Origin of the sequence: Corynebacterium sp. PCR 32 (assembly GCF_037464985.1) — a bacterium.
GTDB classification, from domain to species: Bacteria; Actinomycetota; Actinomycetes; order Mycobacteriales; family Mycobacteriaceae; genus Corynebacterium; species Corynebacterium kroppenstedtii_D.
The window spans coordinates 41,934-56,930 of record NZ_JBAHVL010000008.1 but is presented as its reverse complement, the minus strand read 5'-3'; the positions used below and the strand labels follow the sequence as shown (position 1 = coordinate 56,930).

Genomic DNA, 14,997 nt, shown 5'->3' with positions numbered 1-14,997 from the left:
CACCAGGCTTTCACTCGCGAGAAGAGGTGGACCACTTCTCTGTTTCGCTGACAATGCCACAATCTACGAAGGCTTACTGAATAATTAGCGGTATACACCTGTGTACTTACTGAGAAATGATGTCGCCCCTCCACGATTCACTCGTCCGACGCGACACCTACCCGCCCCTGGGGTACACCACCCTCACCATTCACATCCTTGAAAGCAATCAACCAGCAATAATGCTGTTTGCGAAGCGCACAATCGGGGCTGGCACAAGCCGCGCAAGATATCGCAGAACAAGATCAGGCGTCGAGACGGAATACATGTGACGGTGCCGCTCCAGAATGTTCGCCGGATGCACAGCCTTCCACACCGCCTCTGCAACGTCCTCCGGGCGGATATTCACACCAAGCCTCTTCGTCGATTTAGCCTCAACGTCAGCAAGTTTCGTCTTGGCCCACAACGGCATGAGGCTCACGACACGAATATCATCCTTCCTCCACTCCAAATCCATTGCCTGCGTGAACCCAAGTACAAAAAACTTGGAGGCGGAGTACGGGGTGATATGCGGTTGCCCATAAATTCCAGACGCCGATCCCATGGTGACCATGTGAGCATTCTTCGTCCGCTTAAGATAGCGATGCGCCGCACGCGCCCCCAAGACCACCCCGGTGCAGTTGATATCAATTTGCCTGGCAATGACCTCTGGGGACTGATCAACAATGTCACCGTCGCCAATTACACCAGCATTGTTATCGAGGACATCCAACGTGCCCCCGGTGTGCGACGTGAAGTCAGCAAGAGCATCCTCCCATTGGCCAGCATCAGTAACGTCAAGCCGGCCAGTGATTACCTGCGGGAATTCTTCTTGTAGTGACGCGAGTGCCGCCTCATCGATGTCATACGCGCCAACCGTCCAGCCAGCCGACAGGAATCGGAGCACGACCTGCCGGCCAATGCCTGCGGCGCCGCCGGAAATGAAAATGCTTTTGCTGTGGGTGTTTGCCATGGAGTCAATCTACCGCGCCACGCGACCCAATGTCATAGACTCGCTTTATGAATTTTAAAAGATTACCCCTCGGTCCCCTCCCCGATGAGTTCGCAGAATCTCTCCGTAGCCTAACCGTCAATGCCCGCACTGGAAGCCTGCACTCCAGCACACCCACCGCCATCGAGAGCCCTTTCGACGGCTCGACCCTCGGCTGGGTTGGTACAGGAACAGAAGAAGACGTTGCGGATGCCTTTACCACTGCCCGTCAGGTCCAACGATCCTGGCGGGCCTCACCATTCGCAGAACGCACACGCATCCTCCTCCGCTACCACGACCTCGTCCTCACACACCGTGAACTCCTCCTCGACATGATCCAACTCGAAACAGGCAAAAATCGCGCCTCCGCTTTCGACGAAGTCATGGACGTCGCCATCAACGCCCGCTACTACGGAAACCACCTCGCGTCATTCCTCCGGCCCTCGCGCCATCCCGGGGCACTCCCCATAGTTACCCGATCCCGCGAATACCATTACCCCAAGGGAGTAGTGGGCCAGATCAGCCCGTGGAACTACCCCCTCACCCTCGGGATTTCCGACGCACTCGCTGCTATCGCAGCAGGAAACACAGTCGTCGCAAAACCGGACTCCTCCACCCCTTTTTGCACCCTCCTTGCCCTGAAATTGCTGCTCGAGGCAGGGCTCCCGGCACACGTTATCCAAGTGGTCACCGGGCCCGGCCGAGTCGTTGGCACCGCTATCGCCGACCACTGCGACTACCTCATGTTCACCGGCTCCACAGCAACGGGCAAGACACTCGGCGAACACGTCGGCCGCCGGCTTGTCGGGTTCTCCGCCGAACTCGGTGGCAAAAACCCCATGATTGTGCAGGCTGACGCCGACCTCCACCGCGCCGTTGATGGCACCATCCATGGTTGCTTCTCCAATTCGGGGCAACTCTGCGTCTCTATTGAGCGGATCTATGTCGAAGAGAAGATCTACGACGACTACCTCCACAGGCTCACCGACGCCGTCAACGCTATTACCCTCGGCACCGGACTCAACTGGAACTACGAGATGGGGTCACTCGCCAGCCAACAACAACTTGACACCGTCACCGAATTCGTCGACGATGCTCGAGCACACGGCGCCACTGTCGTCACCGGTGGCCGTGCCCGCCCCGATCTTGGCCCATACTTCTACGAGCCCACTGTCCTCACCGATGTACCACCCGAGGCTCGTCTCCGCCGGGAAGAAGTCTTTGGCCCCGTGATCTACATCGATAAGGTCCGCAACGTCGAAGAGGCTCTCCGCCGGGCCAACGACACGACCTACGGGCTTAACGCATCCATTTTCGGCGACCCCCGAACCGCCTGGGATATTGCCCCGCGGATCGAAGCGGGATCCATCAACATCAATGACGGCTACACAGCAACGTGGGGCTCCGTGGACACTGCTCTCGGTGGTGTCAAGGAATCTGGGATGTCCCGACGGCACGGTCGTGAGGGGCTCATGAAATACACCGAAACCCAAAACATCGCCGAACAACGAATCATGCCCATCCAAGGCCCCCCAGCGCTTGGCCGCAAAGCGTACTCACGCATTGTCTCGCTGGCCCTCCGAGCTGGCAAAGCAACGAAACTCCTACGCTAATCCACAGGCGGGCCGCCTCTACTCCATGGGCAGTGTGATGTAGCGAACTTCCTGGTATCCCTCAGTGCCCATGGCGCCACCACCGCGGCCCATCCCCAGACTGCGTCACGCCACCACACGGTACCGCCGCGGTGGACAACCCCCATGTTCGGCGCTATTCGCCACGCCAGGGATTCTTAGTTCGCCAGGGAACACACCTTTAACAATTTAAGCATCGTGTATTTAAGAATATGTATTTAAGAATACACGTTCATCACATTGCACTATTGGTAGCGCTACGAGCACGGAGGCTCGAAACGAAAGTGGATAAAGGATAGCGGATATGATTGAGAAAAATTGAAGAACTCAATGTCACCAAAGACATGAGAGTTCTTTTCTTCACCCAATGATTCACGTCACTTCCATTTAAACGCCTTGATGGCGAGAGCGCAAAAAGCTACAGTCCATGCAAGGCAACCCGCTACTACCCAAAACCTGTCATATCCGACTGGCCATGGCGCCCCTACGGTCTGTGTAATAACACCACCCCCGACGGATGTCGGAAGAATCCTAAATACGAGTTCTAACCACGACGGCAAGGAGCTGAGTGGAAATCCTAGACCACTTCCCAAAGCCGCCAGAATCATGACAAGACTTCCGAAGTACCCTGCAGCCTGGTCTGAAGATGAAAGAGCCCCCACCAGATATGCGAGACTAAGGAAAAAGAGGTTCGCCACAGTCACAGCGAGAAAAGCCGGCAAAAACTTCGAGCCTGAAACCATATTCAGCCATATTCCACACGTGATCACGATCAGCGAGAGAACACTGACAAAGACAAATCGTAAAACGGCGTGGGTCGCCATAAAAAGACTCTTCGATAGCGGCGTTGTCGCCAACGCTGTCAACACTCCACTCTTACGGTACTTCGCTAAAGGACCAGAGGTAATCATCATAGAACAATTAGCAGAGCAAACAACTAAGCCCAAAGGCAATGATGTAGCCAGTATACCACTACCACCATTGCCACTATTGAGGTGGGAAAGAAAATAAAATAAAAAAAGAAAGAAAAACGGGAACAACGTTACAAAAATAATAAGCGTTCGGTCAAACAACATTTCTTTCAACTGAACCAGCATAAGAGTCTTGACCAGTTTTACATTTTTCATTAATCTAGCTCCAGTGGGGTCGCTTTCATCACTATTTCATTGTAAGTGTCTTCAAGATTCTTTTTTCGCCAGTTTAGATCTTTAATATTGTCAAGACGAGCAATGTCGTGCAAAATTCTGTCTTTTTCCTCAGGCTGCGTGGATATAATATACGCGATACCATCATCCACCTTCTCCTGACCGACGTTTACCTCATTTTTCATTATCTTATTAAGCTCATTTTTAAACACTTCATCTTCTGAATGTTCCAGTGAGACAGTGAAGGAAATTTCTTGACTTAAAGGAAAAGCCTTTGAAATTAGTTCATTAGTGGGGCCCACATAGAGTGTCTTTCCCCCATTAAGCAACACCACCCAATCGCTATATTTTTCGGCATCCTCCATCGTATGAGTGGAAAAAATAAGTGTTTTTTCCCGATCTTTAGCGTATTTGCTTATATAATCCCAAACATTTGCTTTTACTTCAGGGGAAAGATTGTTGGTTGGCTCATCCAAAATAGTCAACGGAGCGTTGGCAATCAGCGCTGAAGCCACGCTGACTAACTGATATTGACCTCCAGATAGCTTCTCAATTGGTCGATCTTTAAAATATTCCATCTTTAAGCTCGTCAAGATGGATTTTGGACTTTTTGCGTTTCCGTAGATATGGGACCATAGTGTCAACATATCTTCTGCAGTAAGCGACGGGAAAAGCTTGCTCGACTGAAGCTGTATTGCAGACAACTTCGCCACAGCTTTTTGATCTGCACTTGGATTATGCCCAAATGTTTTGACGCTCCCTTCCCCCGGAGCGAGCAAGCCTGTAAGCAGATTGAATGCCGTGGATTTCCCTGACCCATTCGGGCCTATAAAACAGCAACTCACACCACTAGGAATGTGCGCCGTAAAGTTGTCGAGAGCAGTAGTTACTTTTCTCCGTTTTCGGAATGCTTTTGTAACTTGATCAAACTCAACCGCCACATTCATCACAATTCCTTTCCACTTACTTCTTAAACAACCCGCTGCACCCACGGCATATCGGACAGTCAGAAGAGCCGACAGTGCTCACACAACCTGACGCACCCACAACCATGGGCGATATACATAAGAAAGCGAGTTCTTCAATTTCGAATCTAATTTCGCTTACTTTATTCCTCCACCTCGGCCACTTTGCCTACTTCCATGTTGCCCCTTCGGCATTAAGCGATAAGGCTCGGGATTTTTTTATAGCGCTAACAATATCTGAGTTGTGTTCTAGCTTACAACAACTATGTTAAAATAACCGTTGAACTAATTATCTCACCCCCGTTTGGGTCTTTTAGATTACCCATTTCCTTCCCACCGAAGCGGAATTATAAGATTGCATTTCCAGCCGTCGTGTTGCTTACACGGTGCATTCACTCCGTCGGCATCGCGATATAGCGAACCTCCTGGTATTCCTCAATACCCACGACACCACCTTCACGGCCCAGCCCGGACTGCTTCACGCCACCGAATGGAGCCGCCGCGTTAGACACCACCCCCACATTCACACCCGTCATCCCCGCGTCAAGGTCCTCCGCACAGCGCAACGCCCGCTGAACATTCGTCGTAAACACATAGGATGACAATCCATATTCGGTGTCATTGGCTAACTCAAGTGCCTCGCCGTCCGTAGAGAATGTCGTAATCGGTGCTACTGGCCCAAAAATCTCTTCACCAAATACTCGCGCATCGGTCGGCACAGGGTAGAGCACCGTCGGCGTATAAAAATAACCCTTGCCCTCGAGAACCTCACCGCCGCAGAGCACCGTCGCACCCCTCTGTTGAGCATCATCAACGACAGCGGCCACGTTATCCAGAGCTTTCCTCTCAATCAACGGGCCACACGTCGTCCCCTCATCCAACCCATTTCCACACGTCAAGCCCTTCATCGCCAGGGCCAACTTCTCCGAGAACTCCTCGGCCACCGACTCATGCACAATAAACCGGTTCGCCGCCGTACAAGCCTCCCCCATATTCCGCATCTTCGCAGCCATAGCCCCCTCGACAGCCTTATCCAGATCCGCGTCATCAAAAACAATGAACGGCGCATTACCACCCAGTTCCATCGACGTCCGCAACACATTCTTCGATGCAGCTTCCAACAGATGCTTACCAACGCCCGTCGACCCCGTAAACGAGACCTTCCGTAACCGTGAATCCCCCAAGATGGGATCCGACACTGACGACGCTGACGCCGAAGGCACCACATTCACCACACCATCCGGAACACCCGCCTGACGAAGCAACTCAGCGAAATACAACGACGTCAGCGGCGTAAGACGCGCAGGCTTCAGCACAACAGTGCACCCCGCCGCCAACGCAGGACCAATCTTGCGCGTACCCATCGCCAACGGAAAATTCCACGGTGTCACCAGGAAACACGGCCCCACCGGACGTCGAGACACCAATAACCGCAACGACCCTTCAGGGCTCGTCGAATACTGGCCACCAATCCGATTCGCTTCCTCAGAAAACCACCGGAGAAACTCCCCGCCATACGCGACCTCACCACGAGACTCCGCAAGCGGCTTCCCCATCTCCACAGTCATCAACGTGGCTAATTCCTCAGAGTTCTCCTGAACCAGATCAAACGCTGTCCTCAGGATCGTGCTCCGCTCCCGCGACGACGTATGCGACCACTCATACTGAGCCTGTGAGGCCGCATCCAATGCCGCCATCGCATCATCACTATTCGCACTCGCGACCTGCGCGATGATCTCACCCGTCGCAGGATTCTCCACAGGAAACGTCTCCGACCCCGACGCATCAACCCACGTCCCATTAATCAACAACTGAGTCGGAGTATGACCAAGAAGATCTTTCACATCAACAGACACGACGACACCTTTCACACAACGAATCGGGGCAGAGCTAACCACCAGCGTAATTCGCCGTAGTCTGACGCGTCAGAAATGTCGCAGGAAAAACACAACCGGAGATCATGAACGCCGTACGCTCATAATCTCCGGTTAGCGCGGTTTCTACACCGCATATGGTGGGCGAAGGGGGACTTGAACCCCCACGTCCATAAAGGACACTGGCACCTGAAGCCAGCGCGTCTGCCATTCCGCCACTCGCCCGAAACAACGCCCGTTAGCATAGCACGCCCCCACACATCGAAAACAAAAACAGAGGTCAACGATATAAAAAATACAGGACTGTGATATCAAACACGCAGCACAATCCTGCAACAAAATACCCTCAACACCTCGCACAATCCGCAGCCAACCCCACCAAACACTCGGTAGACTACGCTGCTCTCCTATGTATTTACAGACGAAATTCGTATAATGGCCAGAACTTCTCTCGAATGGCACCGCGTGGCGAACAGCACGTTCGCATAATAGAGGTACCGTCACCGCGCTCATCGCGCAGAAGCGTACCCATGAAAGGCTCACGCACCGCCAAGAAAGGTATCCCTATTCATATGGATATGCTCGGGCGTTTCCGCAAGCTCGATAGCTCCCTGCAACGAGGCATGGACAATGGATTCGCACGCGTCTTCGGCGGATCCGTCATCCCCGCCGAAATTGAGGAACTCTTGAAGCAAGAAGCCGAGGATTCCTTGGTGTATGGACCCCACGGCACTCTATATGCCCCTGACCGGTACGTCGTCTACCTCGCAACAACCGATCTAGAAAAACTCAACGACGCCGACCCCAACCTCAACTTCAGCCTCTCCGACCTCCTCGGCCGTTTCATCCGCAACGAAGGCTGGCACACCTACGCCACCACCACCGTCGAACTCAAAAGCGACAAAGGACTACACACCGGCCAACTCAAGTGCCACTCCGCAGTCTCCGAACAACGCACCGCACGACCAGCACACCCACCCACAGAGGCCTACTCATCCCAACACGTCAACGACGCAGCCCACGAACAAGCACAACAACGCTCCACACCACACAACAACCTCCCCCACAGCGTTGACTATGACAACTACCAGCAGGCACAAGCATGGTCGGAAGTCCCTCAACCTACACATCCCACCACCACCCACGACCCCGCAAGCACCAACACCGGACACACATCACCACACGGGCCCACACCCGAACAAGCGGTCGTGACACTCCTCCTTCAAGATGGATCCTCCCGGGCGTACCACGTCCACGAGGGAACAAACACGATCGGCCGCGGCAACCAAGCCGACTTCCGACTCCCCGATACCGGCGTATCACGACAACACGCTGAATTGATATGGGACGGCCACGAAGCCGTCCTCGTCGACCTCCACTCCACCAACGGCACCACCGTCAACGACACCCCCATCGAAAACTGGCTCCTCGCTGACGGCGACGTCATCACCATCGGACACTCCTATATAGAGGTGCGAATAAACAAACCCCAGGGCTAACACACCAGCCCACCGAACAACGCCACGAGCAAATCCACTACCGCACGTCTGCGAACACCGGCTTTACGCTGCCAGGTTGGCACCCCCACCTACCGAAGAAGGTAAAGTAGGGCACGACTTGAGTCGGTGGGGTGTCCACATGCGCCAATAAGGCCACTGGACACCCGGCGCGCGATGCCGACATGAACCACCGATCGCACACACCGAGCACCGCGTCGACACAGACGGCGCACCTGCACGACCAAGGAGGATGCCCACCATGCAAAGCACGGTGTTGTTCCTAGTTAAACTCGCCATCCTCATCCTGCTCTGGCTCTTCATCGCCCTCACCCTACGAGCCCTCAAGCGTGACTCAGCCTCACCCGCAGCCACCATGCTCACCGGGCCACACGCGGCCGCCCCACAGAGCGGAACAGACCCCACCGCCTCTCACAACCCCGATGGCAGACGCAACCAACGCAACAGAACACCACTGTCCGAACTCGTCATCGGCACCGGACCACAACGCGGACACACCATCGACCTCACCTCACAACCAGAAGTCTTCATAGGACGAGCATCCTCCTGCACCCTCGTCCTCTCCGATGACTTCGCATCGTCTCGCCACGCACGCGTTATCCGCAACGGAAACGACGTGTACGTCGAAGACCTAGAATCACGCAACGGAACATTCCTCAACGAACAACGAATTGACCAGCTGGAAACCCTCACCCGCGGAGACACCATCCGCGTCGGCCGAACAACACTGCACGTGCAGTAAGAAGGGATGAGTAGATGGCTTACGCCCTAACCTACGCGGCGGCATCACACGTCGGGCTCATCCGCGGAAACAACGAAGACTCTGCGTACGCCGGCCCCCACCTCCTCGCACTCGCCGACGGCATGGGCGGGCACGCAGCGGGAGAAATCGCCTCCCAACTCATGATCTCCCACATCGCACACGTCGATGAGATCGGACCCGACGATGACATGTGCGCCCAACTAGCCGAGGCCATGGCTGACGGCAACGCAGCAATCGCCAACCAAATCGACATCAACCCAGCCACCGACGGCATGGGCTGCACACTCGACGCTTTCCTCTTCCATGACGACACCCTCGCCATCTGCCACGTCGGCGACTCCCGCGGCTACCGCCTACGCAACAACAAATTAGAACAAATCACCCGAGACGACACCTACGTCCAATCCCTCGTTGACGAAGGCCAACTCTCCCCCGAAGACGTCTCCAACCACCCCCAGCGCTCCCTCATCCTCAAAGCACTAACCGGGCGGCCCGTCGAACCCACCCTCATGTACTGCGACGTCCAACCAGGCGACCGCTACCTACTATGCTCCGACGGCCTATCCGACCCCGTCAGCCACGACACCATCCAAGACATCCTCTCGAACAGCACCCTCGATGACGCTGCCGAACGCCTCATCGACCTCGCCCTCCGCAGCGGAGGCCCCGACAACGTCACCGTCGTCCTCGGCGACATCGTCGACGACACCACCACCGAACACCTCCCCACCACCCCCGTCCTCGTCGGCGCACTCGACCCAGAACAAACAGACATCGCCCGACCCGACACCGCCGCAGGGCGAGCAGTCGGCATGAAACTCATACAACAAAACAAAAAAGCACAAGCAGAACGACGAATCCCACAAGAACAACCCAACACACACACAGACGAACCGGAAGACACACCGAAAGACACCTCCGACACATACACCCGCCGCAGCTCCGTCATCGCCCCAAACCCCACCACAACACCCCCGACCCGCAGCAAAAAACGACGCCGCATCATCCTCACCAGCGGCATCATCGCTCTCACCCTCGCACTCCTCATCGGAGGCGGCCTCTGGTGGGCAAAATCCACACTAGACACCCGCTACTACATCGCCGACGACAACCAAGAACTCGTCGTCTACAAAGGCACCAGCGAGTCAATCTTCGGACAACCGCTCCACCACACCTACCAACGCGCATGCCTCGACGCCAAAGGGAACCTCACACTCCTTGACGCCAACTCCGCCAAGGAATGCCACCGGTTCCACACCACCGACCTCCCGCCATCAGTACGGGCCACCATCAAAAACCTTCCCTCCGGAAGCTACGACGACGTCCAATCACAAATGGAACGGCTAGCCAAACAAGCACTCCCCACCTGCGTCACCCGCGAATCCTCCCACGGCAAACCCGACAACCCCGACACCGCTGCCGACACCCCACAACCCGGAGACCTCACCACCCCCGGAGATACCTGTCGGGAGGTGAAATAAATGACCACCACACGACGCCCACTACGCTGGATCGAACTCGGGCTCCTCCTCGCCGTCACCGCGATCCTCGCACTCGCAATCATCGCCGTCGAAATCGCAGCCGACCACACCATCACCACCGACGTCGCCTACGTCCTCGGCGGATTCATCGCAATCTTCACCGTCGCACACCTCGTCATCCTGTGGAAAGCACCCCACTCCGACCAAATCATCCTCCCCGTCGCCGCACTCCTCAACGCCATCGGCCTCGTCATGATCTACCGCCTCGACCTCGCCACAGAAAACAACCTCGTCAGGTCACAAATCATGTGGACAGTCATCGGCGTCGCCATGATGACCGCCGTCATCGTCGGCCTCCGCGACCACCGATCACTCCAGGACTATTCCTTCCTCCTCGGCATCGCCGGACTCATCTTCATGGCCATCCCCATGGTCTGGCCCACCAGCCTCAACGCCGACGCCAACGTATGGGTACAAATCGGCCCCTTCTCCATCCAACCCGGAGAATTCTCAAAAATCCTCCTCCTCCTCTTCTTCGCCTCCCTCCTCACCAATAAACGCGCACTCTTCAACGTCGCCGGAACCAAATTCCTCGGCATGCGCTTCCCACGCCTCCGCGACCTCGGCCCCATCCTCGTCGTCTGGGGCATCGCCCTGCTCATCATGGCCGGCGAAAACGACTTCGGCCCCGCACTCCTCCTCTTCGGAACAGTGCTCGGCATGCTCTACATCGCCACCTCACGCCCATCCTGGATCATCATCGGCTTCGGCCTCGCCGCCATCGGAGCCGTCGGCATCTACAACATCTCCGCCAAAATCCAAACCCGCGTCGACAACTTCATCGACCCCATCAGCCACTACCACGAAGGCGGACTCCAACTCTCCCAAGCACTCTTCGGCCTCTCCTGGGGCGGCATCACCGGAACCGGACTCGGACGCGGATACCCCGAATCAGTCCCTGTCGCCCACTCTGACTTCATCCTCGCCGCCATCGGCGAAGAACTCGGCCTCGTCGGACTCTCCGCCGTCATCATCCTCTACGCCATCTTCGTCACACGAGGCATGAAAACAGCACTCAAAGCACGCGACACCTACGGAAAACTCGTCGCCTCCGGACTATCACTCACCATCGCCATCCAAGTCTTCGTCGTCGTCGGAGGCATCTCACGATTCCTCCCCATGACCGGACTGACCACACCATTCGTCGCACACGGCGGATCATCACTCCTCGCCAACTACATGCTTTTAGCCATCATCGTGCGCATTTCCAATTCAGCACGACAACCAGCTAGCGTAAGCGGGTCAACGACAAAAACACCCCAAGGACCCCAACCCACCACCAACCACAAGGAGGCAAACCAGTGAACCGCTCCATCCGCGCAGTCACCATCTTCTGCCTCCTCCTCGTCGTCGCCATGGTCGCCAACCTCACCTGGATCCAAGGATTCCAAACCGACCACCTCGCCAAAAACCCCCTCGACCGACGCCAGTACTACAGCCTCAAATCACGCCAACGCGGACAAATCAGCGCCGGAGGTGAAATCCTCGCCCACTCCATCAAAGGCGACAACGACACCTACAACCGCGAATACGTCAGCGACCCCGACGCCTTCGGCCCCATCGAAGGCTACCTCTCCGACCGCTACGGAACAGCCGGCATCGAAGCCAGCCAAAACAACATCCTCAACGGCACCGACGACTCCCTATTCACCAAACGATTCACCGACACCCTCACCGGCAAAAAAACACAAGGCGCCAACATCGAACTCACCATCGACCCCAAAACACAACGCGCCGCCTACGAAGCCATGACCAGCCGCGGATACACCGGAGCCGTCGTCGCCATACGCCCATCCACCGGCGAAATCCTCGCACTCGCCTCCACCCCCGGCTACAACCCACGCACCATCGTCACCCCCGACACCGACAAAGCACAACAAACCTGGGCCAACCTCAACACCAACGACAACTCCCCCCTCCTCAACCACGCCACCCAACAAACCCTCCCCCCCGGCTCCACATTCAAACTCATCACCACAGCCGCCGCCATGGAAAAAAACAACGTCACCGCCAACACCACTGTCACCGCAGAACCACAAATCACCCTGCCCGACAGCTACACCACCATGGAAAACTACGACGGCCACCGATGCGGCACCGGATCCGTCACCACCCTCTCCACCGCCTTCGCACTCTCCTGTAACACCGCCTTCGCCGAACTCGGCATGGCAGCAGGCGCCGAACAATTCAAAAAAACCGCCAAAGCATTCGGCATCGGCGAAGACACCAAAGGCTTCGGACTCCCCGTCCAAACCTCCACCGTCGGTGACATCCCCGACAAACCCTCCCTGGCACAATCCTCCATCGGCCAACGAGACGTCTCCATCACACCACTCCAAGACGCCATCATCGCCGCCACCATTGCCAATAAAGGCAAAAGGATGAAGCCCTACCTCGTCAAACAAATCACCGACTCCAGCCTCAAACCCATCAAAACCACCAAACCCCAACAAATCACCACCGCAGTCAACAACGACATCGCCAACCGCATCACCCAACTCATGATCGGATCCGAAAAACGCACCAGCGGCTACGCCGGCGCCGACATCGCATCCAAAACCGGCACCGCCGAACACGGCGAAAACTCACGATCCTCCAACCCACACGCCTGGTACGTCGCCTTCGGCCCCTCCCACGACGCCGACGTCGCCGTCGCCGTCGTCGTCGAAAACGGCGGCAACCGAGGACAAGCAGCAACAGGCGGATCCGTCGCAGCCCCCATCGGCCGCGCCGTCATCGCCCAGGCACTCAAGGACGGGGTGTAAACCATGACCAAGGACAACGATCTCCAACCAGATCGCTCAGACATTGAGCGCGTCCAACGCCTCGTAGGAACCCACTACCGCCTCAACTGGATCATCGGCCGAGGCGGCATGTCCACCGTCTGGCTCGCCACCGACAACGACAACGGCGAATCCGTCGCCATCAAAGTCCTCAAACCCGAATACACCGACAACACAGAATTCCGCGAACGCTTCCGCAACGAAGCCAACGCATCCTCACTCATCGACAGCCCCAACGTCGTCCACACCCACGCCTACCGCGAAGTCCTCGACGCCGGACTCACCTTCTGCTTCATCATCATGGAATACGTGCGCGGCGAATCCCTCGCCGACGTCATCGCACGCGAAAAGAAACTCCCCGAAAAACTCGCACTCGACGTACTCCAACAAAGCGCCCTCGGACTCCAAGCCATCCACGCCACCGGCATGGTCCACCGCGACATCAAACCCGGAAACCTCCTCATCACACCCGACGGCACCGTCAAAGTCGCCGACTTCGGCATCGCCAAAGCCGCCGAAGCCGTCCCACTCACACGCACCGGCATGGTCGTCGGCACCGCACAATACGTATCCCCCGAACAAGCCCAAGGCATGAAAGTCGGCCCCGCCAGCGACATCTACTCCCTGGGCGTCGTCGGCTACGAAATGCTCACCGGCCAACGCCCCTTCCGCGGAGACTCCACCGTCTCCGTCGCCATCGCACACATCAACACGATGCCCCCCGCACTACCCGACAGCATCACCCGAGCCTCCCGGGAACTCATCGCCACCGCACTACGCAAAGACCCCCACGCCCGCTACGCCAACGGCGCAGAACTCACCATGGCCGTCGCCCAAGTACGCAACGGCAACATGCCACCCCTCCCTGAAAAACTCCACCAACAAATCAACCAAGACGGCATGGTCACCCCCGAAGGGGCCGACGCCCCCACCGCCATGTTCGCCGCCGACGGACACCCCCTCCCCACCACGCAATTCGTGACACCACCGTCCCCCGGCGAATCCATCGCACAGGTCACCACCACACCACAAACCCCCGCCCCCGATGTCCAGGGGCCAGCACCACAACCTGGTGGCACCGTCCGCCCCTCCCTCGGAGGCGCGGCAACCAACCGTGGCGCCACAACAAGCAACACATCCGCCACCCCCACCTCCGCACGACGACACACCACACCCAAGGCGGCCGCAGCAAACCACTGGCTCTGGGCCCTCATCGGCCTGCTCGTTCTCATCGTCGTCGCCATCGGAGCCTGGATGGCATTCGGTATCCACCGAGACGGCGGACGGGACGAAACCGGAGAAACCGTCACCAGCGTCATCACCACTGTCGTCCCCGACAAGAACGACAACCACAACACCAACCCGGCGGAAACCTACGACCCGCCTCAACGCACCACCGGACAACAAACCACCCCGGATTACGACACCAGTCCCATCCAACCCACCTACCCCGGATACCGAGGCTACAACCCCGGCTCCGGAACCGGCACCACCACCGGTGGCAACAACTCCAACGACACCACCGATGACGACCCTGACTACAGCCCCAACAACCGTGGCGGTACCACCGGTGGCAACAACTCCACCGGCACCACCGGCGGCAACGGCGGACAAGGCAACCCCAATGGAGGCGGGGGCACAGGATCCAACAACAATCACCAAAACTCCGCTAGCAACGGAGGACCTGGAACACGAGGAGCCAACGGCCAAGGACGCAACTCCCAGGCCGGATCAAACAACGGATATAACGCTCGGAGCGGGGTCTAAAC

Annotated in this window: 11 protein-coding genes and 1 tRNA gene; 7 read left to right on the top strand and 5 right to left on the bottom strand. The window is 57.0% G+C overall.

The annotated features are described in order from the left end of the window. Positions 1 to 208: 208 nt before the first annotated feature. Positions 209 to 991 carry an SDR family oxidoreductase gene (locus tag V5S80_RS09235; RefSeq protein ID WP_395170484.1) on the bottom strand — a complete coding sequence of 261 codons (783 nt, stop codon included), beginning with the start codon at positions 989 to 991 and terminating at the stop codon, positions 209 to 211. Positions 992 to 1,038: 47 nt separating this feature from the next. Between V5S80_RS09235 and V5S80_RS09230 the strand changes: the two genes are divergently transcribed. Then, complete coding sequence (locus V5S80_RS09230) at positions 1,039 to 2,622, top strand: succinic semialdehyde dehydrogenase (protein ID WP_395170483.1); 1,584 nt, start codon at positions 1,039 to 1,041, stop codon at positions 2,620 to 2,622. 395 nt (positions 2,623 to 3,017) lie between these two features. Here V5S80_RS09230 and V5S80_RS09225 read toward each other — a convergent pair whose 3' ends face one another. The 4 genes from V5S80_RS09225 to V5S80_RS09210 all read right to left on the bottom strand — a co-directional run bounded on the left by V5S80_RS09225 (position 3,018) and on the right by V5S80_RS09210 (position 6,849). After that, complete coding sequence (locus tag V5S80_RS09225) at positions 3,018 to 3,767, bottom strand: ABC transporter permease (protein ID WP_395170482.1); 750 nt, start codon at positions 3,765 to 3,767, stop codon at positions 3,018 to 3,020. After that, positions 3,767 to 4,732 (bottom strand): ABC transporter ATP-binding protein, encoded by a 966-nt coding sequence (locus tag V5S80_RS09220; protein WP_395170495.1) that lies wholly within the window; start codon positions 4,730 to 4,732, stop codon positions 3,767 to 3,769. Before V5S80_RS09220 ends, V5S80_RS09225 begins: the two co-directional genes overlap by 1 nt. A 410-nt stretch (positions 4,733 to 5,142) precedes the next feature. After that, positions 5,143 to 6,606, bottom strand: a complete 1,464-nt coding sequence (locus V5S80_RS09215) for an NAD-dependent succinate-semialdehyde dehydrogenase (protein ID WP_395170481.1) — start codon at positions 6,604 to 6,606, stop codon at positions 5,143 to 5,145. Positions 6,607 to 6,762: 156 nt separating this feature from the next. Next, positions 6,763 to 6,849: transfer RNA gene (locus V5S80_RS09210), tRNA-Leu, on the bottom strand. A 305-nt stretch (positions 6,850 to 7,154) separates the two neighbouring features. Between V5S80_RS09210 and V5S80_RS09205 the strand changes: the two genes are divergently transcribed. From V5S80_RS09205 to V5S80_RS09180, 6 genes are all read left to right on the top strand, one after another. Further along, positions 7,155 to 8,123, top strand: a complete 969-nt coding sequence (locus tag V5S80_RS09205) for a DUF3662 and FHA domain-containing protein (RefSeq protein ID WP_395170480.1) — start codon at positions 7,155 to 7,157, stop codon at positions 8,121 to 8,123. Positions 8,124 to 8,373: 250 nt separating this feature from the next. Next, positions 8,374 to 8,883: an FHA domain-containing protein gene (locus tag V5S80_RS09200; RefSeq protein ID WP_395170479.1), complete on the top strand. Its 510-nt coding sequence runs from the start codon at positions 8,374 to 8,376 to the stop codon at positions 8,881 to 8,883. A 14-nt stretch (positions 8,884 to 8,897) separates the two neighbouring features. After that, positions 8,898 to 10,385 (top strand): protein phosphatase 2C domain-containing protein, encoded by a 1,488-nt coding sequence (locus V5S80_RS09195; protein WP_395170478.1) that lies wholly within the window; start codon positions 8,898 to 8,900, stop codon positions 10,383 to 10,385. Beyond that, complete coding sequence (locus tag V5S80_RS09190) at positions 10,386 to 11,750, top strand: FtsW/RodA/SpoVE family cell cycle protein (RefSeq protein WP_395170477.1); 1,365 nt, start codon at positions 10,386 to 10,388, stop codon at positions 11,748 to 11,750. Beyond that, a complete protein-coding gene (locus tag V5S80_RS09185) occupies positions 11,747 to 13,210 on the top strand; it encodes a peptidoglycan D,D-transpeptidase FtsI family protein (RefSeq protein ID WP_395170476.1) in 1,464 nt (487 codons plus the stop codon). Before V5S80_RS09190 ends, V5S80_RS09185 begins: the two co-directional genes overlap by 4 nt. A gap of 3 nt (positions 13,211 to 13,213) precedes the next feature. Next, positions 13,214 to 14,995: a serine/threonine-protein kinase gene (locus V5S80_RS09180; protein WP_395170475.1), complete on the top strand. Its 1,782-nt coding sequence runs from the start codon at positions 13,214 to 13,216 to the stop codon at positions 14,993 to 14,995. The last annotated feature ends 2 nt before the right edge of the window (positions 14,996 to 14,997 follow it).